At 69.9% G+C, this 25,770-nt stretch carries 17 protein-coding genes; 12 read left to right on the forward strand and 5 right to left on the reverse strand.

Annotation, left to right across the window (positions count from 1 at the left end; genetic code table 11):
* Positions 1 to 6 precede the first annotated feature (6 nt).
* The 6 genes from mtrB to secA all read left to right on the forward strand — a co-directional run bounded on the left by mtrB (position 7) and on the right by secA (position 9,669).
* Complete coding sequence (gene mtrB / locus KIH31_RS10320; RefSeq protein WP_250545802.1) at positions 7 to 1,998, forward strand: MtrAB system histidine kinase MtrB; 1,992 nt, start codon at positions 7 to 9, stop codon at positions 1,996 to 1,998.
* The gene (locus KIH31_RS10325; RefSeq protein ID WP_214427033.1) at positions 1,995 to 3,740 is read left to right on the forward strand and encodes an LpqB family beta-propeller domain-containing protein; all 1,746 of its coding nucleotides are present in this window, start codon (positions 1,995 to 1,997) and stop codon (positions 3,738 to 3,740) included. The genes mtrB and KIH31_RS10325 overlap by 4 nt, the downstream gene beginning before the upstream one ends.
* A 126-nt stretch (positions 3,741 to 3,866) precedes the next feature.
* Positions 3,867 to 4,688, forward strand: coding sequence for a ComF family protein (locus tag KIH31_RS18405; RefSeq protein ID WP_214427034.1), 822 nt, complete (start codon positions 3,867 to 3,869; stop codon positions 4,686 to 4,688).
* Between the two features lie 152 nt (positions 4,689 to 4,840).
* The gene (hpf, locus tag KIH31_RS10335) at positions 4,841 to 5,545 is read left to right on the forward strand and encodes a ribosome hibernation-promoting factor, HPF/YfiA family (protein ID WP_214427035.1); all 705 of its coding nucleotides are present in this window, start codon (positions 4,841 to 4,843) and stop codon (positions 5,543 to 5,545) included.
* Between the two features lie 38 nt (positions 5,546 to 5,583).
* A complete protein-coding gene (locus tag KIH31_RS10340) occupies positions 5,584 to 6,807 on the forward strand; it encodes a winged helix-turn-helix domain-containing protein (protein ID WP_214427036.1) in 1,224 nt (407 codons plus the stop codon).
* 99 nt (positions 6,808 to 6,906) lie between these two features.
* The gene (gene secA / locus KIH31_RS10345; RefSeq protein WP_214427037.1) at positions 6,907 to 9,669 is read left to right on the forward strand and encodes a preprotein translocase subunit SecA; all 2,763 of its coding nucleotides are present in this window, start codon (positions 6,907 to 6,909) and stop codon (positions 9,667 to 9,669) included.
* A 14-nt stretch (positions 9,670 to 9,683) separates the two neighbouring features.
* On the opposite strand, the gene KIH31_RS18140 is transcribed toward secA, so the two are convergent.
* Together KIH31_RS18140 and KIH31_RS10355 are read right to left on the reverse strand one after the other, a co-directional pair.
* Positions 9,684 to 10,205: an Rv3235 family protein gene (locus KIH31_RS18140; protein ID WP_250545804.1), complete on the reverse strand. Its 522-nt coding sequence runs from the start codon at positions 10,203 to 10,205 to the stop codon at positions 9,684 to 9,686.
* A gap of 17 nt (positions 10,206 to 10,222) precedes the next feature.
* Positions 10,223 to 10,984 (reverse strand): LysM peptidoglycan-binding domain-containing protein, encoded by a 762-nt coding sequence (locus KIH31_RS10355; protein WP_214427038.1) that lies wholly within the window; start codon positions 10,982 to 10,984, stop codon positions 10,223 to 10,225.
* 124 nt (positions 10,985 to 11,108) lie between these two features.
* Here KIH31_RS10355 and KIH31_RS10360 point away from each other — a divergent pair, with 124 nt between their 5' ends.
* Positions 11,109 to 11,672, forward strand: coding sequence for a hypothetical protein (locus KIH31_RS10360; RefSeq protein ID WP_214427039.1), 564 nt, complete (start codon positions 11,109 to 11,111; stop codon positions 11,670 to 11,672).
* A gap of 76 nt (positions 11,673 to 11,748) precedes the next feature.
* Here the strand turns inward: KIH31_RS10360 and KIH31_RS10365 are convergent, their stop codons facing one another.
* Positions 11,749 to 12,009, reverse strand: coding sequence for a helix-turn-helix domain-containing protein (locus KIH31_RS10365; protein ID WP_214427040.1), 261 nt, complete (start codon positions 12,007 to 12,009; stop codon positions 11,749 to 11,751).
* 241 nt (positions 12,010 to 12,250) lie between these two features.
* Between KIH31_RS10365 and KIH31_RS10370 the strand changes: the two genes are divergently transcribed.
* Genes KIH31_RS10370 through KIH31_RS10385 form a run of 4 tightly spaced genes read left to right on the forward strand, consistent with a single transcriptional unit; the run spans position 12,251 to position 20,615 of the window.
* Positions 12,251 to 12,892: a hypothetical protein gene (locus KIH31_RS10370; protein ID WP_214427041.1), complete on the forward strand. Its 642-nt coding sequence runs from the start codon at positions 12,251 to 12,253 to the stop codon at positions 12,890 to 12,892.
* Positions 12,889 to 14,193, forward strand: coding sequence for a P-loop NTPase (locus KIH31_RS10375; protein ID WP_214427042.1), 1,305 nt, complete (start codon positions 12,889 to 12,891; stop codon positions 14,191 to 14,193). The genes KIH31_RS10370 and KIH31_RS10375 overlap by 4 nt, the downstream gene beginning before the upstream one ends.
* Before the next feature lie 57 nt (positions 14,194 to 14,250).
* Entirely contained in the window at positions 14,251 to 19,131 is a 4,881-nt protein-coding gene (locus tag KIH31_RS10380; RefSeq protein ID WP_214427043.1) for an NAD-glutamate dehydrogenase, read from the forward strand.
* Between the two features lie 11 nt (positions 19,132 to 19,142).
* On the forward strand, positions 19,143 to 20,615 hold the full coding sequence (locus KIH31_RS10385; RefSeq protein ID WP_214427044.1) for a sensor histidine kinase: 1,473 nt from the start codon (positions 19,143 to 19,145) through the stop codon (positions 20,613 to 20,615).
* Positions 20,616 to 20,781: 166 nt separating this feature from the next.
* Here KIH31_RS10385 and KIH31_RS10390 read toward each other — a convergent pair whose 3' ends face one another.
* Positions 20,782 to 21,030: a WhiB family transcriptional regulator gene (locus tag KIH31_RS10390; RefSeq protein WP_214427045.1), complete on the reverse strand. Its 249-nt coding sequence runs from the start codon at positions 21,028 to 21,030 to the stop codon at positions 20,782 to 20,784.
* A gap of 234 nt (positions 21,031 to 21,264) precedes the next feature.
* Here KIH31_RS10390 and KIH31_RS10395 point away from each other — a divergent pair, with 234 nt between their 5' ends.
* Positions 21,265 to 21,729: a hypothetical protein gene (locus KIH31_RS10395; protein ID WP_307857614.1), complete on the forward strand. Its 465-nt coding sequence runs from the start codon at positions 21,265 to 21,267 to the stop codon at positions 21,727 to 21,729.
* 16 nt (positions 21,730 to 21,745) lie between these two features.
* Here KIH31_RS10395 and KIH31_RS10400 read toward each other — a convergent pair whose 3' ends face one another.
* Positions 21,746 to 25,726, reverse strand: a complete 3,981-nt coding sequence (locus tag KIH31_RS10400) for an FtsK/SpoIIIE domain-containing protein (RefSeq protein ID WP_214427046.1) — start codon at positions 25,724 to 25,726, stop codon at positions 21,746 to 21,748.
* Positions 25,727 to 25,770: the final 44 nt, after the last annotated feature.

Raw genomic sequence — 25,770 nt, forward strand, 5'->3', positions numbered from 1 at the left:
TCCGCAATGAGCGGAAGCGGCGGCAGCAGCCTCGCCCGGTTCCGGGCGTGGCTGCGTTCGCGTGCCTTGGCGCTGGCTGCCTTGATGCGCGGGGTCGCAGTGGCGCTCTACCTGGTGGCGGAATCGGCAACAGAACGCTACCGGGCCCGGCAGCAACGGCGGCAGGCGTCGGTTCCCCTTGAGCCGAACGGGGGCCAGCCGGACGGGGGCCGGCCGGAAGCGGGCCACGAACCGGAGGGCGAGGCCGGCCGCCGGGCCTGGCTGAGACGGGCCGCGCGCGCCGGCGCAATTGCGTCCCGGCCGCTGGTGCGGCTGCGCAATGCTTTCCTGTACCGGTGGCGCCGCTCGCTGCAGTTCCGCACCGTGTTGATGACGCTGGTGCTGACCTTCGCCGCGTTCGGCGCTGTCGGCGCCTACCTGTCCTCGCAGATCGAGCACGGCCTCTTCAACGAGCGCCTGCAGCAGGCCGAGGTCGAGACGCGCCGCGGAGTGCAGCAGGTTCAGGAGACTTTCGACGGCGCCCAGGTGGGAGACCAGCAAAGCGCGCAGAAGCTCGTCAACGACACCCTGCCGCTGCTGGAGGGGTCGGGCACGGAAATCCAGCGCCGGTTCCTGCTGATCGCGGTCCCGAACCAGCCGTCGTCGAGGCCCCGCTGGGTGGACACCCGGGCCTCCTTCAACATCGTGCCCACGATGATTCCCCAGGACCTGCGTTCGGCCGTCCAGAACGGCAGCGGCCAGTACTGGCGCTCGATCAACCTCCCGCTCGGGACGAAGGACGTGCCCGCGATCGCCGTCGGCAACAAGGTCACGTTCAACGGCAGTGTCTACGAGCTCTACCTGCTTTACGACCTGTCCAACGCCCAGGACACGCTGGATTACATCCAGGGCGTGCTCTGGATCGGCGGCATGGTCCTGGTGCTGCTGATCGGCGCCATCGCCTGGTACGTCACCCGCGCCGTCGTCAGCCCTGTCCGACACGCCGCGATCGTGTCGGAAAAACTCGCCGGCGGCCACCTGCAGGAGCGCATGGTGGTCCGCGGCGAGGACGAGGTGGCCCGGCTGGGCGCGTCCTTCAACCACATGGCGGCCAGCCTGCAGGAGCAGATCACGCAGCTGGCGAACCTGTCCCAGATGCAGCAGCGCTTCGTCTCCGATGTCTCGCACGAGCTGCGCACACCGCTGACCACCGTCCGGATGGCCGCGGAGGTTCTCCACGACGCCCGTGACAGCTTCGATCCGGTCAACAGGCGCTCCGCCGAGCTGCTCTACCACCAGGTCGAGCGGTTCCAGGACCTGCTGGCGGACCTGCTGGAAATTTCCCGGTTCGACGCCGGAGCGGCCGTGCTCGACCCGGAGTACCACGACATCCTGCCGCTGATCCGGAAGGTGGTCGAAGACGCCCAGCCGCTGGCTGACAACTGTGGGTCCAGCGTGAACATCGGCACCGCCGGCTCCGGGTTCATCGTGGAGATGGACAGCCGCCGGATCGAGAGGATCCTGCGCAACCTGCTGGTCAACGCGCTGGAACACGGCGAGGGCAGGCCCGTGGAAATCATGGTCGCGGCCAACGAGGAAGCCGTCGCCGTCGCCGTCCGCGACCACGGCATCGGCATGAGCCCGGCGGCGGTGGCGCGCGTGTTCGACCGCTTCTGGCGCGCCGACCCGGCCCGGGCCCGCACCACCGGCGGCAGCGGGCTCGGGCTCTCCATCGCCACCGAGGACGCACGCCTGCACGGCGGCTGGCTGCAGGCCTGGGGCAAGGAAAACGAAGGGTCCTGCTTCCGGCTGACCCTCCCGCTGAAGGTCGGCGGAGTGATCCACCGGTCCCCCCTGCCCCTGCCTCCCGGCCAGGTTGCCGGGACGGGACGGGTGCATGTGCCTGCCGCGATCACCAGCGCCCCGTCCGCGCCCGCCGAACAACCTGGGCTTCCCGACCAACCGGCGCCCGGCCCCGCGCCTGCCGGCACGACTCACCGGGTGGAGGCCTCCTCATGACGCACGTCCCGACGCGGGCACCGATGCAACGACAGCGCCGCCCGCTGCGCCGTGCCGCTGTCCTGCTCGCCGCCCTGCTGCTGGTCCTCACGGGGTGCGCGTCCATCCCGAGGTCCGGCCCGGTCGGCACGAGCCAGGCCGAGAACAGCGTTTCGCATTCGAACCCGTTCGCTTTCATTCCGCAAGGTCCCGTCCCCGGCGCCAGCCAGCAGGCGATCATCGAGGGGTTCCTCGGCGCCGGCACCGGGTCACAGGACGACTACGCAGTGGCCCGCCAGTTCCTGGCGCCCGGCTTCGCGGGCACGTGGAAGCCGGACGAGCGGACCCTGGTGTACCGCGACAACGCGAAGATCACGAACAACGGGTCAAGCGAGAGCTTCCGGGTGGATGTGAATCTTGCCCAGTCGATCGACGGCGACGGCGTTGCCACCCAGGCGGCCCCGGGAGCGGTGGAAAGCGTCGCCATCAAACTGGTGCAGGTGGACGGGCAGTGGCGGATCTCCTCGGTGCCGGACGGCATCCTCGTTTCGCTCTCCAACTTCAGCACCCTGTTCTCGTCCTACACGCTCTACTACTACGACCCCTCCTACCTCTACCTCGTGCCGGATATCCGCTTCTTCGTGAACCGGCCGACGGTGGCCTTTTCCCTGGTGCGGGCCCTGATGGACGGGCCTGCGCCGTACCTGAAGGGTGCCGTTGTCAGTGCGTTCCCGGCCGGGATCAAGCTCGCCCGCGACTCGGTTCCCGTGGTGTCCGGGGTCGCCTCCGTGGACCTGTCCTCACAGGACATCCTGGATTCCTCCATCCGGGACCGCCAGCGCATGCAGACCCAGCTGCTGAGCACGCTGCAGAACCTCAGCTCGATCAGCGCCGTCACCCTTCGGGCAGACCAGCGCGACGTCGATCTGGGCAACCGCGACGACAGCGTTCCGCAGCCAGTGCGGAACCGGCCGGTGGCCGGCAGCCAGGTGGGCATCCTGCACAACGAGCTCGTCCGGTACGAGAACACGCAGACCACGCGGCTGGAAGGGGTGCCCTCGGTGGCGGCGTACTCCCCGCGGGGCCCGGCCATGTCCTATTCGCAGCGGCTCTTCGCTTTCCTGACCGGGGACCGCAGCCAGCTCATGACAGTGGTTCCCGGGCACCAGGTCAAGGTGGCAGCAACGGGTCCGAAGCTGACGGCGCCCTCAATCAGCCCGCAGGACTGGGTCTGGACAGCCGCCGCCGACGGGTCGGGCAAGGTGCTCGCCGTGCAGCCCCGCGGCGCCGCGGACAACCAGCAGAGCCCGGCGGTGGCGATCACGGCACAGTGGCTTGTCGGCCGCACCGTCAAGGACCTGCGCATCTCCCGCGACGGCGCACGCGCCCTGGTCATCTCGGACCGCAACGGCGTCACCGCAATACAGATCAGCGGCGTGGTTCAGGGCTCGGACGGCACACCCAAGGACCTGACGCCGCCGCTGACGCTGAGCACCACGGTGGCAGCTGATTCGGGGGTCTGGGTCGATGAAACCAGCGTGGCCGTGATCAAGGGCTCCGGGACGGCAATGGTGGTGCCCCAGATCCTCGGGCTCAACGGCAACACAACGCAGGTGGGCGGCCTGCAGGGCATGCTCTCGATCAGTGCCGGCAACGGGGCGCAGGACCTCTACGGCCAGACCGCCTCGGGGCTGTCGATCAGGGTCGGCAACGGGTGGGCCGAACAGGCCAAGGACATCAAGGACCCGGCCTTCGCAGGCTGACGTCGTCCGGGATGCGTGCGGGCGCGGCCTTGTGCTCTCCTCCACAGCGGCGGGACTTCGGCGCGGGTTCCACCTGGAGCGTTGCTCCGCAGCCGGCCCGCGGGTCGGTGGACGCAGGCTTGGACGGTGAGAGCGAGCACCGCGTTCCGGCGTCTCGCAGCGCTCGCCGCCGGTGCATGGCGGGAGGCCGCGGGACTGCTGTTCCCTGCCGACTGCGCCTGCTGCGGCGCGGAGGACACAGCCCTGTGCGCCGGCTGCGGCCAGGCGCTGCGGGCCGCCGCCGCGAAGCCTTTCCGGGCGGAGGCTGCTGCCCCGGTGCTGGTCGAGCCGGACGGGCGGGTGCTGCTGGTTGCCGTCGCCGCAGGACATTACCGCGCGGAGCTCGCCCGCGCGGTCCTGGCCTACAAGAACCACGGGCGCGGCGACCTCGCGCCGGTGCTCGCCGGCTGCCTCGCCGGTGCCCTGGCGGCCGCCCTCGGCCCGGGGGATGCCGGCGGCATGGTGCTGGTTCCGGTGCCCGCCAGCGGCCGGTCCTTCCGGCGCCGCGGCTTCGACCCGGTGCTGGACCTGCTCCGCGAGCTGGCCCGGACCGATGGGCTCCCGCGGGGCTGCCGGGTCCAGCCGGTGCTTCGGTACCGGGCACGGCGCCCGTTTGCCGGACGGGCGCAGAAGGGGCTCGGCCGGGCGAGGCGAAGGCTCAATGTGCGCGGCACCTTGAGGGTGCGGGCATCCTGGACGCAGCGCCTCGCGGGGGTCCCGTGTGTCGTGGTCGACGACGTCCTGACCACCGGGGCGACGGCCGCGGAAGCGGCCCGCGCGCTGCGTCAGGCAGGAGCCGTGGTGGCCGGTGCCGTGGTTCTCGCAGCGGCCGGCGCGGCGCCCCGGCCAGGAATTCAGGGGCAGGCGCGGGGCAGCACGGAAGGCGCCGGAGGCGGGGGAAAAATATAAGTGACGAAAGGGTGAATAAGAGGGGGCGGTCAACTAACGTGGGGACTGGGTACCGTAACCAGAAAGTACCTGTCGGTAGCGACCGTGGGAAGGTCGAAGGACCGGGGGGAGTGCGGTCGCTATCGTGTCACCGAAGGAATTTGGAGGGCACCATGGAGTTCATGATCAGCGGACGGAATCTGACTATCTCGGACCGCTTCCGTGAATACGCGGGGGAAAAGATCGGCAAGATCGAACAACTCGCGGACAAGATTCAGCGACTCGACGCCAAGGTCTCAAAGGAAACGAAAGCGCGGCAGGCAGACGCGCAGCTCACCGTGGAACTCACCCTTCTGGGCAAGGGCCCGGTGATCCGTGCGGAAGCCTCCGCCGCGGACAAATTCGCAGCCTTCGACCTTGCCTACAACAAGCTTCTCGAACGCCTGCGCCGGGCCAAGGACCGCAAGAAGGTCCACCACGGCCGCCACACACCGGTCGCCGTCCGCGAAGCCACCGCTTCGCTGCCCACCGTCAGCGCCGACCGGCCCATTTACGAAGAAACCGCCGCGGGCGCAACCGAAGTGCAGCCCGGGGAAGAAGGCGCAGCGCCCGGCCCGCACTCGCCGGTCATGATCCGGCGCAAGGTGTTCCCGGCCGCCCGGCTGAGTATCGACGACGCTGTGGACAACATGGAACTCGTCGGCCACAGCTTCTACCTCTTCATCGACGAGGCCACGAACGCACCCTCGGTGGTGTACCGGCGCCGCGGCTGGACCTACGGCGTGATCACCCTCGACCAGGAGTGCCCGGCGGGCTCGGAACCGGTGGAAGAGCAAACCCTCGTGTACCGCGCGGCGGAGGAGGCCGCCACCGCTTAGTCTTGGACTACTAACCAGTCCGGACCCGGAGGTATGACTTGAGCGCAGCGCTGAGCCTGTCGCAGGCACGGCGCATCGCCCTTGACGCCCAGGGCCTGGCACGCAGGCGGCCCACCGGCCCCGCCACTGCGCGGGCGGTGGGCCGCACTGCGCAACGGCTGCAGCTGATCCAGATCGATTCGGTCAATGTCCTCACCCGGAGCCAGTACCTTCCGGTGTTCTCCCGGCTGGGCAGCTACGACATCGAGGACCTGCACCGCCTGGCCCACCGCAGGCCGCGCCGGCTGGTCGAATACTGGGCCCACGAAGCGTCCCTGATCCTGCCCGAGCTTTACCCTCTGTTCCTTGAACGCTCGAAGCGCTGGAAGGGCGGCCGTGAAGAGGCCTACTTCCGCCGGATCCTCTACGCCCACCCGGACCTGGCCCGCAGCGTGCTCGCCGAACTGGAAGGCCACGGCCCGCAGAGTGCCTCGCAGATGAAGGTCCGGCTCGAGCACGATGAACCTCGCAACACCACCAACTGGGGCTGGAACTGGAGCGTCGTGAAGCAGGTCATGGAGGCGTTGTTCTGGACCGGACAGATCAGCTCCGCGGCCCGCAACCCCCAGTTCGAGCGGCTGTACGACCTCACTGAACGGGTGCTGCCGCCGGCTGTGCTCCAGGCTCCCGCACCCGGCCAGGAGGAGGCCGTGCTGGAACTGACCCTCAGGGCGGCCCGCGCGCACGGCATCGGCACGGTCAGGTGCTTCGCCGATTATTTCCGGGTGCCGCTGACGGAAACGGCCGCAGCGGTCCGCGAGCTCGCCGGGCGTGGACTGCTGGAGCCGGTCACCGTCCGGGGCTGGGACGCCACGCTGTACCGGCACCATGAAGCGGTGGTCCCGCGGCGCGCGGACGGCAGGGCGCTGCTGAGCCCTTTCGACTCGCTGGTCTTCGAACGCCAGCGCACGGAGCGGCTGTTCGGCTTCCACTACCGGATCGGCATCTACACCCCTGCGGCGCTGCGCACCCACGGCTACTATGTGCTGCCGTTCCTGCTCGGCGAGACTCTCGCGGCCCGGGTCGACCTCAAAGCGGACCGAGCGGCCGGCGCGCTGCTGGTGCGGGCCGCATTTGCCGAGCCGGGAGCGCCGGCCGGCACCGCCGTCGAGCTGGCCGCCGAACTGCGCGAAATGGCTGCGTGGATGGGACTGGCCGACGTGCGGGTGGAACCCGCGGGGGACCTTGCCGCCGCCCTGGGGGCCGCGGTCGCCGCAGCCTGAGCCGGCGCCGGCCGCGGGGAACCTGTGGCACGGCCCATTCGTCACTCACGTAGACTGAACACGCCAGATTCAGGCAGCCGATGATTGGGAGCAATTTCAGTGCCATCACTTCTCGAGAGAGTCCTCCGTGCCGGTGACAAGCGGACGCTTAAGCAACTGCGCACCTACGCGGAGTCCATCAACGCTCTGGAAGAGTCCTTCACATCGTTCACCGACGCCGAGCTGCGCGAGGAAACCGACCGCCTGAAGGCGCGCGTGGCGGACGGCGAATCCCTCGACGATCTGTTGCCCGAGGCTTTCGCGGCGGTGCGGGAAGCCGCCTCACGCACTCTGGGCATGCGCCACTTCGACGTCCAGCTCATGGGCGGCGCGGCCCTGCACCTGGGCAACATCGCCGAGATGAAGACCGGTGAAGGCAAGACCCTGGTGGCCACTGCTCCGGCCTACCTCAACGCCCTGACCGGCAAGGGCGTGCACGTGGTCACCGTCAACGACTACCTCGCCGAGTACCAGTCGGACCTGATGGGCCGCGTCTTCCGTTTCCTGGGCATGAGCACCGGCTGCATCCTCTCCAACCAGGAGCCGTCCGTCCGCCGTGAGCAGTACGAGGCGGACATCACCTACGGCACGAACAACGAATTCGGGTTCGACTATCTGCGCGACAACATGGCCTGGAGCAAGGACGAGCTCGTCCAGCGCGGCCACCACTTCGCCATCGTCGACGAAGTGGACTCGATCCTCATTGACGAGGCGCGCACCCCGCTGATCATTTCCGGCCCGGCCTCGGGTGACGCCAACCGCTGGTACAGCGAGTTCGCGAAGGTTGTGCTCCGTCTCGAAGCCGAAAAGGACTACGAGGTGGACGAGAAGAAGCGCACAGTGGGCGTGCTCGAGTCCGGCATTGAAAAGGTCGAGGACTACCTCGGCATCCACAACCTGTACGAGTCGGCGAACACCCCGCTGATCGGGTTCCTCAACAACGCCATCAAGGCGAAGGAACTGTTCAAGCGGGACAAGGACTACGTGATCCTGGACGGCGAAGTGCTCATCGTCGACGAGCACACCGGCCGCATCCTGGCTGGCCGGCGCTACAACGAGGGCATGCACCAGGCCATCGAGGCGAAGGAAGGGGTGGAGATCAAGGCCGAGAACCAGACGCTGGCCACGATCACTCTGCAGAACTACTTCCGCCTGTACGGAAAGCTCTCCGGCATGACCGGTACCGCCGAGACCGAGGCCGCGGAATTCATGAGCACCTACAAGCTGGGCGTGGTGCCGATCCCGACGAATAAGCCCATGGCCCGCAAGGACCAGTCGGACCTGGTGTACAAGAACGAAGTGGTCAAGTTCGCCGCCGTGGTCAAGGACATCGCCGAGCGGCACGCGAAGGGCCAGCCGGTGCTCGTGGGCACCACCAGCGTCGAGAAGAGCGAATACCTCAGCCAGCAGCTGGCCAAGGAAGGCATCCGGCACGAGGTGCTGAACGCCAAGAACCACGCCCGCGAGGCGGCGATCGTCGCCCAGGCCGGGCACAAGGGTGCGGTGACCGTCGCTACCAACATGGCCGGCCGCGGTACCGACATCATGCTCGGCGGCAACGCCGAGTTCAGCGCGGTGGCGGAGCTCGCCAAGCGCGGGCTGGACCCGGTGGACACCCCCGAGGAGTACGAGGCCGCGTGGCCGGCGGCCTTCGAGGCGGCCAAGGAAGCCGTCAAGGCCGAGCACGAGGAGGTCCTCGAACTGGGCGGCCTGTACGTGCTTGGCACCGAGCGCCACGAGTCCCGGCGCATCGACAACCAGTTGCGCGGCCGGTCCGGGCGCCAGGGCGACCCCGGCGAATCCCGTTTCTACCTCTCGCTGACCGATGACCTGATGCGGCTGTTCAACTCCGGCGCCGCCGAACGCCTGATGGGCCGCTCCGCGATGCCGGACGACGTCGCGCTCGAATCCAAGCTCGTCTCCCGGGCCATCGCGTCGGCGCAGGGCCAGGTCGAGGCGCGCAATGCTGAGCAGCGCAAGAACGTGCTCAAGTACGACGACGTGCTCAACCGCCAGCGCGAGGCAATCTACGGCGACCGCCGCCGCATCCTCGAAGGCGACGACCTGCACGAGAAGGTCCAGTTCTTCCTTGAGGACACGCTCACCTCGATGATTGACGCCGCGACGGCCGAAGGCCACGGCGACGACTGGGACTACGAGCAGCTGTGGGCGAACCTGCGCACGCTCTACCCCGTGTCGCTCACCGTCGACGACATTGTCGAGGAGGCCGGCGGCAAGTCCAGGGTTACCTCCGAGTTCCTGAAGCAGGAAATCCTCTCGGACGCGAAGCTGGCCTACCAGGCACGCGAGGAAGCAATCGGGTCCGAGGCCATGCGCGAGCTCGAGCGCCGCGTCGTCCTCTCCGTGGTGGGCCGCAAGTGGCAGGAACACCTGTACGAGATGGACTACCTGAAGGAAGGCATCGGGCTGCGGGCCATGGCCCAGCGTGACCCGCTGGTCGAATACCAGCGCGAGGGCTTCACCATGTTCCAGGCGATGATGGAGGCGATCCGCGAGGAGAGCATCGGCTTCCTGTTCAACCTGGAAGTCGAAGTGACCCCGGTGGACGAGACCGACGCGGGGAACCTGCGCGTGGGCGCGGAGGCTGTCGTCTCCGGCGCCCCGGGTGCTGCGCTGTCGTCGCACGAGCCGCGGATCGTTGCCGCCGGTCTCGAGGCGCCGGAGCAGCCTGCCCAGCTGCAGTTCACCGCGCCGAGCGAGGGCGGCGGGGTGGAGACCCACGTGGAGCGCCGCGCCGCAGCGGCCGAGGCCACCCGGCCGCGCAGCAGCCAGCGCGCGAACAACAAGAAGAAGCGCCGCTAGCACACGGAGTCCGCTCACCCGATCTCCAGCGCCGCAACCTTCCAGGCGCCGCCGTCCTGTTCGAGGCGCATTGCCACGGCCCGGACGCGGCGTTCCTCGGCGACGACGAGTGAGAGTTCGTACGCTCCCGGGCGCACCGCGCACGCGTGCACTGAGCGGATGGCGGGATTGCGATGCAGTGCGCCGGCTGCCGACGCGGGCCGCTGGGCGGTCAGCGCGGCGCGGAGGCGAAGGGCTTCGTAGCTGCGGGCGTCCATCCACCGGGCGAGTTGCTGGGGCTGCCGCACGCCGGCCAGCACCTCCACGGCGGCGAGCGCCATTTTCCGAGCCAGCAGGCAGGCCTCGCGGTGCTCTTCGGTGCGCCGCAGCGGCACGACCTGCCCGCCGCCGGCGGGAGTGCCTCGGTCCGGCCGCGGCGGCGGGTTCAGCTTGATCACCGGCGCGTAGACGGCGCCGGGTTCGAGCACCGGTACGGGGCGAACGTTGTACCGGGGCGCCGGGGGCCGGGATCGGTCGAGCTCGGGCTGGGCTGACATGGCGGACTCCTTTGGATTCAGGGGCGGGGAGGAACGAGGACCTGGCCGGGGAGGATGTGACTTGGATCCTCCCCGATGACCGCGAGGTTCGCGGCGTGCCACCGCGGCCACGCACGGGCGATGTCGACGTCGGTCGCGTCCGGGCCGAGCTGGCGGGCCGCTATCGACCACAGGCAGTCCCCGTCACGGACCACCACCGAACCGGCAGGGGCACCCGTTGCAGGGGCCGGGCGCGGCGCGGGTGCGAGCAGGCCGGGAGGTATCACCGGCCGCAACGGGCGCCAGGGCGGTGCGTGGGCGGCCCCGGCGGCCGCCTGTGGTCCGGCCACCGGTGCGGCGGCGGGGCTCGGGCTGGCGGCACCTGCGCGGGCTGGCGGGGAAACGGACCAGGCCGGCTCGGGCGGTCGGTCTGCCGCGGAGGCGGCCGCGGCGGCGATCAGCTGGACGCCGAAGGCGGCGACCGCGAGGCGGCGGAGGAACGATGGGCTGAGCCGTGCCGTTGCCCCGGCCAGCCGGTGGTGACCGGCGCGCTGGAGCGCCGCCGAGAACAGCGCGAGCACGAGGCCAATTAACCACCACGCGGTGACCGCTGTTCCCGCGAGGGAGGCGGCGGACGCCAGCAGGTCATCAAGGCCCGCACCTTCGTGGCGTGCCGCGGCCCGCGCCCGCTGCGCCTGCAGGACAGTGCCGAGGGCAGCCAGGCCGATCCCCAGCAGCAGGACGCACGCACCCATGGCTGCATCGGCCCTCAGCCCGCGTTCCGCGCGGTGTTCCATCATCCCTCCAACCTCCGTTTGATGCCGTTTGACCAAGTTTGATCGTGTTGAGGGCTGGCTGTCGAGGGGTTTTTCTACCTGTGCACAAGGCGTTGACCGCAGGGGTGGCCGGTCCTACTGTGGCGGGATGCGATGGGAAGCCTTGTTCGGCGACCTCCAGGCCCAGCTCGCCGCCGAGGAAGCCCTTGCCTTCGAGTCGGAGACCGCCGAGCGAACGCGGGCCGAACTCGCCGGCGTGACGCTGCGGGCCCGGTTGCGGGCGAACAACGGCGCCGCGGTCACGGCACGGGTCCGCAACGGACATTCCCACGCCGGGACCATCTCCGCGGTCGGGGCGGACTGGCTGACGCTGGCCGGCGAAGGGCGCTCTGTACTGCTGCCGCTTGCAGCTCTGCTGTGGGTGGAAGGGCTGGGTCCTGGTGCCGAAGCCTCCGAGGGCCTCGTCGTTCAGCGGCTGACGCTCGCTTCTGCCTTCCGCGCTCTCGCCCGCGACCGGGCTCCCCTGACGCTGGAGCTCGACGGCGGGGGCGGTGCGGACGCCGCGGTGCTCAACGGCGTGGTGGACCGGGCCGCTCGGGACCACCTGGACTTTGCGGTGCTCCCGCCCGGGGAGGCCCGCCGGCGCAGGACCGTGTCAGCAGTATGTGCTGTTCCTTATGCCGCCGTCGTCTCGGCGGCGTCGCTGGTCTGATCCCCCTGGTCTGATCCCCGCTGGTCTGATCCCGGCGGGGGGTCTCATTCGGGTGCCGCTCTCTGTCAGGCGCGGCTCAGCCGGCTGGCGCGGAACTGCCTGGCTCGGCCAGGGCGCCCTGCTCGGGGGCGCGGCCTTCCCTGACTGCGGCGGCGGTTTTTTGGTAGGCCTGCGCGATGTAGTCCTCCAGTACCCGGGTTTCCACCCGCCACTGGCCCCTGCCGCCGATCTGGATGGCGGGCAGTTCCCCGGAGCGCACCAGCGCGTACGTCTGGGAGGAGGAGATGTTCAGGATCTCGCCGACGTCGGTCAAGGTGAGGAACCGCTTCTCGGCCATTCGGCGGACCTCCCTGTTTCGGCGCTGCGACAGACCGGCCGCGGCGGCCGGCCGCGGACGTCAGCCGACGCCGCACCTTCATTGTGCCATCGGATAGTGCAGGAGGCGCGGACCGGCCAGGTTTTCCACCGCTGGGGGAGGGCCGCGCGCACTACCGTTGCGCGGCGGCGGGCTCGTGCTGACAATGTGAGGACGATCGGGCCGGCCGGGTGCCGCTGCCGTCGACGACAGGGGGAGAAGGATGAGCGTGCCGGCAGGCAAGGCGGCAAGGCTGCGGAAGCCTTCCTGGAAGGACCCGCGGCTGCTGGTCGGGATCCTGCTGGTGCTGGCATCGGTGGCCGGCGTCGTCGCGCTGGTGGGTGCGGCGGACAGGACGACGGAAGTCTATGCGGCCAGGAACGGAATCTCCGTGGGGGAGCGGATCGACGAGACGGCGCTGGTCCGGGTCAGGGTCAGGCTTGGAGACCTTGAGGGCTCCTACCTCACACCGGCCCAGGGGGTTCCGGGCGGCCAGGTGGCCCTGCGGATGGTTCCCAAGGGCGAGCTCGTGGCACGCAGCGGCCTGGGTTCCGCGGCCGCGTTGGACCGCAAGCCCGTGGCCATCACCGTCGAGGACCAGCTTCCCAAGGAAGCGGTGGCCGGTTCACGAGTGGACGTGTGGGTGTCCCCGCCCGACGCACGCAACGGGTTCAGCGAACCGAAGCTCCTGCTCTCCGGAGCGGAAATCTCGGACCTCACCCCCGCATCGACGGCCCTCGGATCTTCCAGGTCCACCGTGGTGCAGGTGCTGGTCCCGGATGCCCAGCTGCCGGGCTTGCTCGGTGCCCAGGCCAACAAGGCCCGCATCGCCGTGGTCTGGAACCCCGCCGGCGGCCGGCGGTGAGCATCCCCGTGGTGACGGTGGGCCACACGCGCCAGGACCTTGTCGGAGGGCTGGAGCGGCTGCACGGCCCGGTGACAGTGGTGCGGCGCTGTTCGGCGCTGGCCGAGCTGTTGGCGGTCTGCCAGGGCGGTCTGGCCAGGGCGGCCGTGGTGGCTGCCGGGTCCGAGGAACTGACGGCGTCGCTGGTGGAGCGGCTGCAGTCGGCCGGGGTGGCTGTCGTTGCGTTGGCGGATGATCCCGCCGAGGTCAGCCGGCTGCGGGAACTGCGCGCGGCGACGGCGGCCACCGGTCTTGAGGCTGCCGAGCTCGCTGCCTGCATCGCCGACGCCGTTGAGGAACTGGGCCGGGGCGGGCACGCAGGGCGCCCCTCCGTGGAGAGCCGCGCCGAGGCGGGCGCTGCGGGACCGGACGCGGCGGCCGGCGGGCCGGTCGGGGACACCCGTGCCGGGAGCATCACGGCCGTCTGGGGGCCGACCGGCGCGCCCGGGAGGTCCACTGTCGCGGTCAATCTCGCCGCGGAGGCGGCTGCTGCCGGCCGCGAAGTCATCCTCGTCGACGCCGACACCTACGGCGCCAGCGTTGCCACGATGCTGGGGCTGCTCGATGAGTCGGCGGGGATCGCCCAGGCCTGCCGGCTCGCGGACCAGGGCCTGCTCGACGCTCCCGCCTTGCTGCGGGTCGCCGCCCCGGTGGTGATCCGGTCCTTCCAGCTCCGCGTGCTGACCGGCATCAGCCGCTCGTCCCGGTGGCCCGAGCTGCGGGCCGCGGCCCTCGGGCGGGTGCTCCACCGGTGCCGCGAACTCGCGGACCTGACCGTCGTCGACGTCGGCTTCCCGCTCGAGTCGGACGAGGAGCTCAGCTTTGACACCGCCGCCCCGCGCCGCAACGCCGCAGCCCTGCACACCTTGGAGTCCGCGGACACCATCTACGCTGTGGGCTCGGCGGACTCGATCGGTGTCCCGCGCCTGGTCAGGGGGCTGGCGGAACTGGCGGAGGCCGTTCCCGGAGCCGCGCCCCAGGTGCTGCTCAACAAGGTCCGGCCGGCCGCCGTCGGGCGCTCGCCGGAAAGGCAGCTGGAAGAGGCCTGGGAGCGCTACGGACCCGGCGCCCCGATCAGGGCTTTCCTGCCGTTCGACCCACGCGCCGCCGACGACGCGCTGGCGGCCGGCTCGGTCCTGCTCGAGTCCGCCCCGGACTCCGGGCTGCGCCGGGCCGTGGCGGGACTGGTTTGTGCGCCCGCCCAGCACCGGTCCCGGGCCGCTGGACGATTGGCTACAGCACTGGTGCGGCGATCGCGCTAAGCTCGCAATTGGCAGGCCGCGACGGGGCGGTCATCGACCTATTGGAGGCGTTTCTCGATGTCGTCAGGATCCCACGCAGTGGATCGGTTCCCTTCGGACAGTACGCTGGCAACCTTCATAGCGGACTACTACGAACATCTCGACGCCGAGGACACCGCGGCCTACGATCCCGCCGCCCTGCGGAACCGCGCCCTGGCCCACTACGACCTGGCGCGCGAACGCACTCCCGGCACCGCCCGCATCGCCGTCGTGAACGAGGCGGAGCGCAGCGTTGTCTACATCGTTACGGATGACATGCCCTTCCTGGTGGACTCGGTCACCGCCGAACTCGTCCGGGAGCAAGCAGCGATCCACCTGGTCATCCACCCGCTTTTCGTAGCCAAACGCGACCGGGACACCCATGAACTGGCCGAAGTCTCCCGCGTGCCCAGCTACCACGGGATAGCCAGCGGTGACACCTCATCGATGCCGAGCATCGCCAACCTTGTGGGCACGGGCAATCTCGCCTCGCACATGGAGTCCTGGATCGCCGTCGAGATCAGCCGCGTCCCCGACAGCCAGCGTGACTCGCTAACCGCCGGCCTGGGCCGCGTCCTCGGGGACGTGCGGGCCGCCGTCGAGGACTGGGATTCGATGCGCCGCAAAGCGCTCGAAATCGCCGGGGGCCTGGACCGGGTTTCGCACCGTGACGATGTGGAGGGCCTGCGGGAAACCCAGGATCTGCTGCGCTGGATGGAGGGCGGCAACTTCACGTTCCTCGGCTACCGCGAATACGACCTGATGAGCGAGGACGGCGAGGACGTCCTGCAGAACCGGCCCGGCAGCGGCCTCGGCCTGCTCCGGGAGGCCGAGCGCGCCCCGCACTTGCAGCACCTGACGGATGCCGGCCGCGCGCTGGCCCGGGAGAAGCGCGCGGCGGTGATCACCAAGGCCAACTCGCGTTCCACCGTGCACCGTTCGGCCTACCTGGACTACATCGGCATCAAGATGTTCGACGCCGCCGGCAATGTCAGCGGGGAGCAGCGCTTCATCGGGCTGTTCGCCACCAGCGCCTACACCGGTTCGGTGCGCAGCATCCCGATCATCCGCGAAAAGGTGGACCAGGTACTCCGGCAGGCAGGGTTCCCGCCGGACTCGCATTCGGGCAAGGACCTGCTCGGCATCCTGGAAACGTACCCGCGCGACGAGCTGTTCCAGATCGACACGCGCACCCTCGCGGAGACCACCACAGGGATCCTGCGGCTGCAGGAACGCCGGCGCACCCGGCTGTTCCTCCGGCCGGACATCTACGGCCGCTTCATGTCAGCCCTGGTCTACCTCCCGCGCGACCGCTACACCACGAGTGTCCGCCTGCGCATCGAATCCGAACTGCGCAGCACCTTCCAGGCGGAGTCCATCGATTTCGAGGCACGGATGACCGAGTCCGCCTTGGCCCGGCTGTTCTTCCGGATCCGCCTGCCCAAGGGCGAGGAGGTGCGCAATGTCGACGCCACCGCCCTCCAGGAACGGCTGGTGCAAGCCACCCGGTCCTGGTCCGAAGGCATCACCGAGGTACTGAAGGCAAGCTACCCGCTCGAGCACGCCGAGCACCTCTCCTCCGTCTGGGCCGAGGCGTTCCCGGCGTCCTACCGGGTGGACTACGAGGTCGAGGAGGCGCTGGAGGATATTGAGCGCTTCGAGTCGTTCGCGGCCCTGCTGGAAGAGCAGCGCCGCACGGAAGGCCCCGGCGCGCCGTGCAGGCCAGGGCTGCACGTCTACGTTCCCGAAGGAGCCGCGGACATCCTCGACGAGGACGCCCGCGTGAAGCTCTACATGGCTGAACCGAAGAGCCTGAGCCAGATCCTTCCGTTCTTCCACAACCTTGGCCTGCAGGTGCTCGACGAGCGCCCGTTCGAAATCCAGACCACGGACCACCGCGATTTCTTCCTCTATGACCTGGGCTTAAAGTACCCGCCGCGGATCGACCCGCTGGCGACCGAGAACCTGCTGGCGGACGCTTTCGGCGCCGCCGTGACCGGCAGCGTGGAGTCGGATACCTTCGACCGCCTGGTGCTGCGGGAACGGGTCGCCGTGCGCCAGGTGGTGGTGCTGCGCAGCTACGCGAAATACATGCGCCAGATGGGCAACACGAATTCCTACGGCTTCATCGGGGACACCTTGGTCGCCAATCCCGCCGTCACCCGCGGACTGCTGGAGCTGTTCGAGACGCGCTTCGACCCGGACCTCGGCGACGAGGAAAGGGAACAGAAGATCGGGCGCATCAAGCCCCGGCTCGAAGAGGACCTCGACGGCGTTCCCACCCTGGACGCCGACCGCGTGCTGCGCACCTTCGTGAACCTCATCGATGCCTCGCTGCGCACCAACTACTTCCAGGACAAGGCCTACCTGAGCATCAAACTCAGCCCGGCCTCCATCGACGGGCTGCCCTTCCCCCGGCCGATGTTCGAGATCTGGGTCTATTCGCCCCGGGTCGAGGGCGTGCACCTGCGCTTCGGGAAGGTGGCCCGCGGCGGCCTGCGCTGGTCCGACCGGCGCGAGGATTTCCGGACCGAGATCCTGGGCCTGGTGAAGGCGCAGACGGTCAAGAACGCCGTCATCGTCCCGACCGGGGCCAAGGGCGGTTTCTTCGCCAAGCAGCTCCCGGATCCCGGCGCTGACCGGGCCGCCTGGATGGCCGAGGGAGTGGAAAGCTACAAGACCTTCATCCGCGGCCTGCTGGACCTGACAGACAACCTGGTCACGGCCGCCGACGGCGAAACGGTGGTCCCGCCGCAACGGGTGGTACGCCACGACAGCGATGATTCCTACCTGGTCGTCGCCGCGGACAAGGGCACCGCATCCTTCTCCGACATCGCCAACTCGCTCTCCGCGGAGTACGGGTTCTGGCTGGGCGACGCCTTCGCGTCCGGCGGCTCCGTCGGCTACGACCACAAGGCCATGGGCATCACCGCCCGCGGCGCCTGGGAATCCGTGAAGCGCCACTTCAGCGAGCTGGACCTGGACACCCAGACCGAGGACTTCACGGTGGTCGGCATCGGCGATATGTCGGGGGACGTGTTCGGCAACGGCATGCTGCTCTCCGAGCACATCCGCCTGATCGCGGCCTTCGACCACCGTCACATTTTCCTGGACCCGGACCCGGACGCCGCGACGTCGTTCGCGGAACGCCAGAGGCTGTTCGAGCTCCCGAGGTCCTCCTGGCAGGACTACGACGAGGCCCTCATCAGCGAAGGCGGCGGCGTCTACCCGCGGCAGATGAAGTCGATCCCGATGACGCCCCAGGTCCGCACGGCCCTCGGCATCGCCGACGACGTCGCGGAGCTCAGCCCGCCGGACCTGCTGCGCGCCATCCTGCACGCCCCCGCGGACCTGCTCTACAACGGCGGCATCGGGACCTATGTGAAGGCCAGCACCGAGACGAACGCCGACGTCGGGGACAAGACCAACGACACCATCCGCGTCAACGGCCGCGACCTGCGGGTGAAGGTCGTCGGGGAGGGCGGCAACCTCGGCCTGACCCAGCGCGGCCGGATCGAGGCGGCGCTGCAGGGCATCATCCTCAACACGGACGCGATCGACAACTCCGCCGGCGTGGACTGCTCCGACCACGAGGTGAACATCAAGATCTTCGTCGACCGGATGGTGGCTGCCGGCAAGCTCGATGCCGGCGAACGCGCCGCGTTCCTGGCCGAGATGACGGACGACGTCGGGCGCCTGGTGCTCGAGGACAACGTCGACCAGAACATCCTGCTGCTCAACGACCGCACCCGCGTCGTGGAATGGAGCCCCAGCTACGAACGGCTGATGGACTGGCTGGAGTCCTCGGCGGGACTGAAACGCGGATTGGAGGCGCTGCCGACCACCGCCGCCCTGCACGAAAGGCTCGAGCAGGGCCAGGGCCTGACCTCGCCGGAGCTCTCCGTCCTGGCCGCCTACGCCAAGATCGAACTCGCCACGGCACTGGGCGAAAGCGACCTGGCTGACGACCCGTACTTCCGCGCCACGCTCCGCCGCTACTTCCCGGACCGGCTCGCCGAGCGGTTCGACGCCGACCTGGACACCCACCCGCTCCGGCGCGAGATCATCGCGACGGTGGTGGCCAACGACATGGTCAACATGGGCGGGATCACCTTTGCCTTCCGGGCCATGGAGGAAACCAGCGTCGGCGAAGCTGCGGTTGCGCGCGCCTTCGTGGCGCTGCGGGAAATCTACGGCCTCGACGTGATGGCCGCGGAACTCAATGACCTGCCGCCGTCGTTCCCCACCGAGCACTGGACGGCCGTCCACCTGGACATGCGCCGGCTGCTTGACCGGGCTGTGCGCTGGCTGGTCAACCAGGGCAACGGATCCCGGCCCGTCTCCGAGCTGATTGCCGCCTTCAAGCCGCAGATCGACCCGCTCCGGGCGCGCCTGGTGGACCACCTCAGGGGCGGGGACAAGGCCCGTGTTCTGCAGTGGCTGCACAAGGCTGCTGAGTGGGACCTCCCCGAGGACCTGGGCAAGCGCTGGGCCGAGCTCTTCGAGAGCTTTGCCATGCTCGACATCGCCCGCATCTCCGAGCAGACAGGGGCTCCGGTCGCGGAAGTCGCCGGCGTCTACTACACCCTCTATGACCGGTTCGGCGTCGACGGGCTGCTGGAGCGGATCACGGCGCTGCCGAGGATGGACCGCTGGCAGGCGCTCGCCCGGGCGGCGCTGCGCGATGACCTGTACTCAACCGTGGCCGACATGACGGTCGCCGTCCTGCAGGTCTCCGCCGCCGGGAGCATGGATGCCTCAACACCGGCGGAGGAACGGGTGGCCGCGTGGGAGCACAGCAATGCCGAGCAGCTCGAGCGGGCGCGGCGGATGTTCGCCGAGGTCAACCAGCTCGAGCGGGACGACATGGCTTCGCTGTCGGTAGCATTGAGGCTCTTGAGGTCAATCGTTCGACACTAATTGGAGGCAGGGTGGCAATTTTCACCGACCCGATCAGGGAGCATGCTGATTTCGGGCCCGGTGACGCTGAATGGCTCCATCTGCTCGTTGGCGACTGGCAGCTGGTGGCGGACCTGGGCTTCGCCGACCTGGCCCTCTGGTTCCCCGATCCGGAGTGCGGCTATGTGGCATTGGCCCATGTGCGCCCCTCGACGACGCACACGGTGTTCCACAGTGACTTCGTGGGGGAGAAGATCCGCTCGGACCTGCGGCCCCTGGTCGACAAGGCCTGGGCGTCGAAGGCGATCGAGCGCTCGCACGAGACGGACTGGAGCAGCGAGATGGCGCTGCGGGTCGAGGCCGTGCCGATGGTGCGCAACGGCCGGACCCTGGCCGTGGTCACCTCGCACATGGACCTTTCCAGCTCCCGGATGCCCTCGCGGCTGGAGCTGACCTATCGGCAGTGCGCCTATGACCTGCTCCGGATGGGCACGCTTGGCCTGTGGCCGGACTTCGCCTCGCCGACCGGCTCCCGCCGCGGCGCTCCCCGGGTCGGGGACGGCCTGATCAGGCTCGACGCCGACGGCATCGTCCAGTACGCCAGCCCCAACGGCGTCTCGGCGTTCCGCCGCCTGGGCGACGTGGAATCCCTGGAGGGCCGCTCGCTGGCCGAAGTCACCGCGAGCCTGCTCACCGACCGGCGGCTGGTGGACGAGACGCTTCCGCTCGTGGTCACCGGCCGGATGCCATGGCGGACGGAAATCGAATCCCGCGGAGTGAGCCTGTCGCTGCGGGCCATCCCGCTGCGCGACGCGAAGGAGCGTTTCGGTGCGCTGGTGCTCTGCCGCGACGTGTCGGAGCTGCGGCGCCGCGAAATGGAACTGGTGTCCAAGGACGCCACCATCCGGGAAATCCACCACCGTGTGAAGAACAACCTGCAGACCGTCGCCGCGCTGCTGCGCATGCAGTCACGCCGGATGAAGAGCGACGAAGCGCGCGAGGGGCTGGAGCAAGCCATGCGGCGGGTGGCCACCATTGCCCTTGTGCACGAGACCCTCTCCCAGGGGCTGACGCAGAACGTGGACTTCGACGAACTGATCAGCCGCCAGTTCCGGCTCTCCGCCGAAGTGGCCTCGCCGTCGCAGAAGGTGAGCACCGAACGGTCCGGCGTCTTCGGCGAGCTTCCCAGCGACCTGGCCACCCCGCTGGCCCTGGTGATCAACGAACTGGTGACCAACGCTGTCGAGCACGGACTCCAGGACAGGGCCGGGACGGTCTGGCTGGATGCCCGGCGCACCGAGTCCGGCACGGGGGAGGAAATGCTCCGCGTTACCGTCGCCGACGACGGCGTGGGCCTGCCTCCCGGCACCTATGCGGAGGGCCTGGGCCTGCAGATCGTGCGCACGCTGGTCACCAGCGAACTCGGCGGAACGATCGAATGGACCGAGCGCGACGGCGGGGGAACGGCGGTCCGCATCGACCTGTCGGTCGACAAGCACCGCTAAACCGCCCGGCCGCGCAGTTCGAACCTCACGGTTCGAACTCCACAGTTCGAAGTCCAGGGACGCAAACGCAAAGGTCCGCCGCACCTGGCCGGTGCGGCGGACCTTTCACGTCTTGGGCCGGGCGGACGGGCCGCCCCGGCCAGGAAGCGGGCTCAGGCAGTGCGGCTTAGGAAGCGCGGCGGGCGCGGGCGGCGCGGCGCTTGAGGGCGCGGCGCTCGTCTTCGCTCATGCCGCCCCACACTCCGGCATCCTGGCCGGATTCCAGGGCCCACTGCAGGCAGGTGTCTACGACCTGGCAGCGGCGGCAGACGCTCTTGGCTTCCTCGATTTGCAGGAGGGCCGGGCCGGTGTTGCCCACCGGGAAGAACAGTTCCGGGTCCTTGTCGAGGCAGGCAGCGCGATTACGCCAATCCATGCTGATCACATACTCCTTATGCGGGTTCTGGGGACGCCTTGTGAAATAATTCACTAAAGGCTCCAAAGGAAAGGGGCCTCAGTAAGGCCCCCTTGTTTCTGTCTCCAGCGTGTCACGTTAACGGTGCGTAAACAAGAGGATGTCCGGGCCAATTGCCCCCAATGCGTGAGCGATGTGTCACATTGTGTGACGCTCCCGCACCCCGGATTTGACTATGTCGGGTATCGTGCCAATGTGTCAAGACCTCCCCACCGCGATCCCGGCCCTACTCCTGCACCAGCGGGCGGAGCCCCGGCGGTCCCGCCGGAGCGGCCGCGGGCAGTGACGGTGATCGCCGCGCTCGTGCTGCTGGAGGCTCTGGCATTGCTGGCCGCGGCGGGCTGGTACGTCTATGAGCTGTCCACCGCCACGCCGGCCTCCTTCTGGGGCGCCATCTTCACCCTGGGATTGCTGGTGGTTGCCGGGGTGTGGCTTCTCTCGGTCGGCGTCTTCCTCTTCCGCGGCCTGCGCTGGACACGCGCCGCGGCCCTCGTCTGGCAGCTGTTCCTGCTGACCATCGCGGTTCCGACCTTGAGCGCGGGCCTGGTGCTGCCCGGCCTGGCGTTGCTGCTGCCGCCGCTGGTGGTGCTGCTGCTTCTGTTCGACAAGTCCGTCATCGCCTTCATGTCCCGCACCACGGGAACGCCGCCGGCTTTGTGATGGCTGGCGCCGCGGGTTACGGCCGGTCGCTGACGGCGAGCTGAATGTAACGCGCGGTGCCCGCTTCGACCAGCTGGGCGCGGCCGGGCGGAAGACCTGCAGCGGTGTCCGGACGGACTCCGAAGAGTTCCCCGTCAGAGGCGCGGGCCGCACCAAGGATGAGCCCGGTCCCGGACCTGCGGGCCTGCAGGAGCAGGGGGCTGCCCGCCAGCCGGGCCGCGTTCGGGCGGGCGGTCGCCAGGACGGCGGTCCCGTCCGCCGCCAGCTGCGCCACGCGCGCCTGCGCGCTGCTCCCGAGCCTGTCGGCGTCGTCCACGAGGGCAACCGTGCCGGGTGGCTGCGGTGGCACCGTGCTCCAGAAGCCCTCCGCATCCTCACCCGGCGCCGGGTGCAGCATCCGGGAGAACCCGCCGTTGAGCGCGGCGGCCGTGTCGAGCAGGGTGGTCTTCCCCGTGCCTTCTCCGCCGACCGCAAGCAGCACCTCGCCCGGGCCGAGCGGCAGCCGGACCGGTTCCAGGTCGTCGCCACCCACACCCACGAGCAGCGAACCCGGCGCAGGATCGGCTGTGCAGAGAGCGGACGCCGGAAAACGGTTCGGCAGCGGGAGGACCCGGAACGGTGGTTTGCAGCGTCCGCGGACCGGCCACCCGTCTACTGGCCCGAGAAACAGCTGCGCGACCGCCTCATTGTCGGGCGCCCACGGTCCCTGGGCAACGCCCCTGCCGGGTGCCGACTCGGTCTCCGGCAGCCGGGGCCAGGCGAGCCTGGCTTCCGGCGGAGACCCGGACGGGAGGAAAAGGCGGCAGGACAGCGCGGGGAAAAGACGTGAGGAGACGAGCTCGCGTTCACCGCCCACGAGCAGCGCGCACCCTCCGGCGGCAGCACTGCGGGCGAGGTCCAGCACCAGGTCCTCCGCCCAGGCGTGCGGCCCGTTCCGCCAGCGGGCCAGCCAGTGCCCCCATCCGCTGACGACCAAGGTGAGCAGCTCAGTCCCGGCGGCGGCTTCCGCGCTGTGACGCCGGCGCTCCGCCTCGGCAGCGAACAACTGCAACAGCCGCGCCGCGCGCCGCGGGTCTTCCGTCCCGCAGGCCGTGCCGGGAGCGGCTTCCGCAGCACGGGCAAGAGCACCATCACCGTCGAGCAGATAGAGCTGGCACGCGCCGGCCGAGCCTGCGGCCAGTTGGTCCACCGCGAGCCGCAGCCCCGACGCCAGGCCGCTGGCCGGGCCGCCCACCATCGCAACGGCGGAATGACGCCGCGGGTCCCAGTCCAGACGGTTGACGCGCTGCCGGGCCGGCACGTCGAGCAGTCCCAGCCGCACCGTCCCGGTCGTCCCGTCCGGGGTGCTGGCCGGGAAGGGAAGCCGAACCGGCAGGGGCGGCGCCACGGGCCGCGGCGGGAGAGGCGCGTCGGCTGCCCTTGCTGCTTCGCGCAGCAAGGAGCACAGCGTCTCGACGCCGTTGGAGGCGCCGGTGGAACCGTCGAGGTCCGCGGCGTCCCCGTCCGGGTGCTTCCCGTCCTCAGGTGCCCAGAGCTGCTCGGCGAGGTCGAAGATCACGGGCGTGCTTGTCGCGGTGGGGGCCCGCGCCGCGGCCGTCTGAAATTCCAGCGGCGCCTGCGCCGCACGCTTCAGGAAGGCCCGGCCGGCCTGCCCCGGCCCGAGTTGCGCCGCGTCGCCGGACCCGATCACATCGATGGACTCCAGCGCCGACTGGGTCCGCAGCGCGATGCTGGTGGTGATGTTGGCACGGATGTCGGCGGATACGGCACCTTGCGGCCGCTGGGTGGCCAGCAGCAGGTGCAGTCCGAGGGACCGGCCGGTTGCGGCGATCCTGAGCAGCTCGGTTATGGCGCCGGGAACGTCGTCGACCAGGGCACGGAACTCGTCGACGACGATGACGAGCCGGGGGAGCGCCGGCCCGTCAGGCGTCCTGCGGCGGTAGTCCGCGAGGTCCTCGCACCGGGATTGCGCAAACAGGGCCTCCCGGCGCCGGACTTCTGCACGCAGCGATGCCAAGGCCCGGTGCACTGCTTCCGGCCGGAGATCCGTCAGCAGTCCCGCGCAGTGCGGCAGGTCCTGCAGCGGTCCGAGACCGGCCCCGCCCTTGAAATCCAGGAACAGGAAAGTGAGCAGCGACGGCGGCTGGCTCAGGGCGGCGGATAACACGATCGTGCGCAGCAGGACGGATTTGCCGGCGCCGGTGGTGCCGGCGACGAGGAAGTGCGGACCATCCGTGCACAAGTCGAGGACGACCGGCCCGTCAGCGCCGCAGCCGATCCGCACCGGGACGCCCACCGCCTCCGCAGGACGCCGCCAGGCATCCAGGACCGGGCGGAGGTCAACGGGCACGAGGTCACTGAGCACGCAGCGGTCCGGGACGCCGTGGTTGCTCGCCTCCTGCGGACAGCCGCGCGCGGCAACCTGCCGGCAGAACCGGTCGAAAACACTGCTGCTGACCAGGTCCGGCACCAGGCGCAGCAGCCGGACATTCCCGCCGGCGCCCCGCCCCGGGAAGGTGAGCGCGGGATGCCCGTCGAGGGTGAGCACGAGCGGCGCGCCGGGACCCGGTGGCGGAACGGCCGGATCCCGCCGGCACCGGATCAGCCGCAGCGAACCCTGCGCACAACGGAGGGCCACGAGTCCGAGCAGCGGCGCGGGCAGAGGAGCTTGGTCGACCGCGACCAGCACGGCGCCGGAGCCAGCCGTTGCGAGTTCGGCCGCGAGCCGGTCCGGGCGCGAAGCAAGGCGCACACCCGGCAGGAACCGGGCGCTGAGGGGAAGCACCGCGGGAGCACCGAAAACGATGACCGGTCCGGCGGAGGTGGACGCCGCGAGTTGCATCAACAGCGCCCGCACTGCGGCTCTCGTCCGTGCCGGGGTGCCGACCACGTCCAGGCACCCATGCTCCCCGAGGTCGGCTATGACCGGCACGGCCGCCAGCAGGGGCGGCACGAAGCCGGAGTCGGGCGGCTCGGTCCGCACCGCCGCAGACTGGTCTCCCAACCCCACCCTCAACGCAACCGTCACCGGGACGGTCCCGGGACAGGTCGGGGCTCGGAGCGGCCCGGACATGGCCCGAACGAGCAGTTCCCCGGGCCCGGGTGCCTTCCGGCTGCGCCGCCGCGCATCCTCCGCGGCGGCGGCTGCCAGCGCGGAGGCGAATTGTTTGCGCCGGCGCGCGCCACCGACGGCGGCGGGCAGCAGCAAGGCCAATGCCGAGGCTCCGCTGAACAGGAGGAACATCCACATTCCCGTCACTGCCGCCACCACGGTCCCTGCCACGAGCGGGACCAGCGCGGAGAGCAGCAGGGTCGGGCGGCCGGCACTGCCGGAGTTGCGCGGCACAGCCAGAAACTCCTCCAGGTCCTGACCCGCCGTCGGCGTGGATGCAGTGGATTCGGTTGGCTGCCCGGGCAGGCGAAGCGCGCAACGGCTGTCCCCGAACCTCAGCTCCGAGGAGGTTCCCACTTCCACTGCACCCGTCACGGGACGGCCGTCCACCTCGCAGCACCCCGCCGAGGAGAGGCTCCGAAGGAGCACCTCCGAGGCCCCGACGACCAGTTCCGCCTGCACCCGGGACAGCGCCGGGTCCCGGATCCGGATGTCGGCGGAACGTCCCACCCGGTGCAAGCCGCGCGCCGCCGGAAAGATCCGGCCGGCATCCGGTCCGCTTAGGACAACGAGGAACAATCCCGACCTCGGGGCGGCGGACCCGGGCGCGCCGCCGCAGACGAGGACCGCGCCGTCCACCAGCGGGGGAGTCCCGACGGTCAGCTCCGGCAGCGGAAGGCCGCCAACCGTAAACCGTTGCCTGCCGAGCCGGCTGCTGAGCGCGGCTGCCAGTGCTTCGCCCGACGCACCGGCGGGAATGTCCACAGTGATCTCCCAAGGCTGCTCCGGCTGGCCGGGCGCCCCGGGCCCGAAGGCGGGCACCGCGGCTCCTGGAGGCAGCGGGCGTGCCGCGGGCCCGCGCACCACGCTGAAATGGAACACCACTGTGACTCCCGCCTCCCGATCCTCCCGTCCGTACCTGCCACCGT

This window comes from Paenarthrobacter sp. DKR-5, assembly GCF_018531425.1.
GTDB lineage: Bacteria > Actinomycetota > Actinomycetes > Actinomycetales > Micrococcaceae > DKR-5.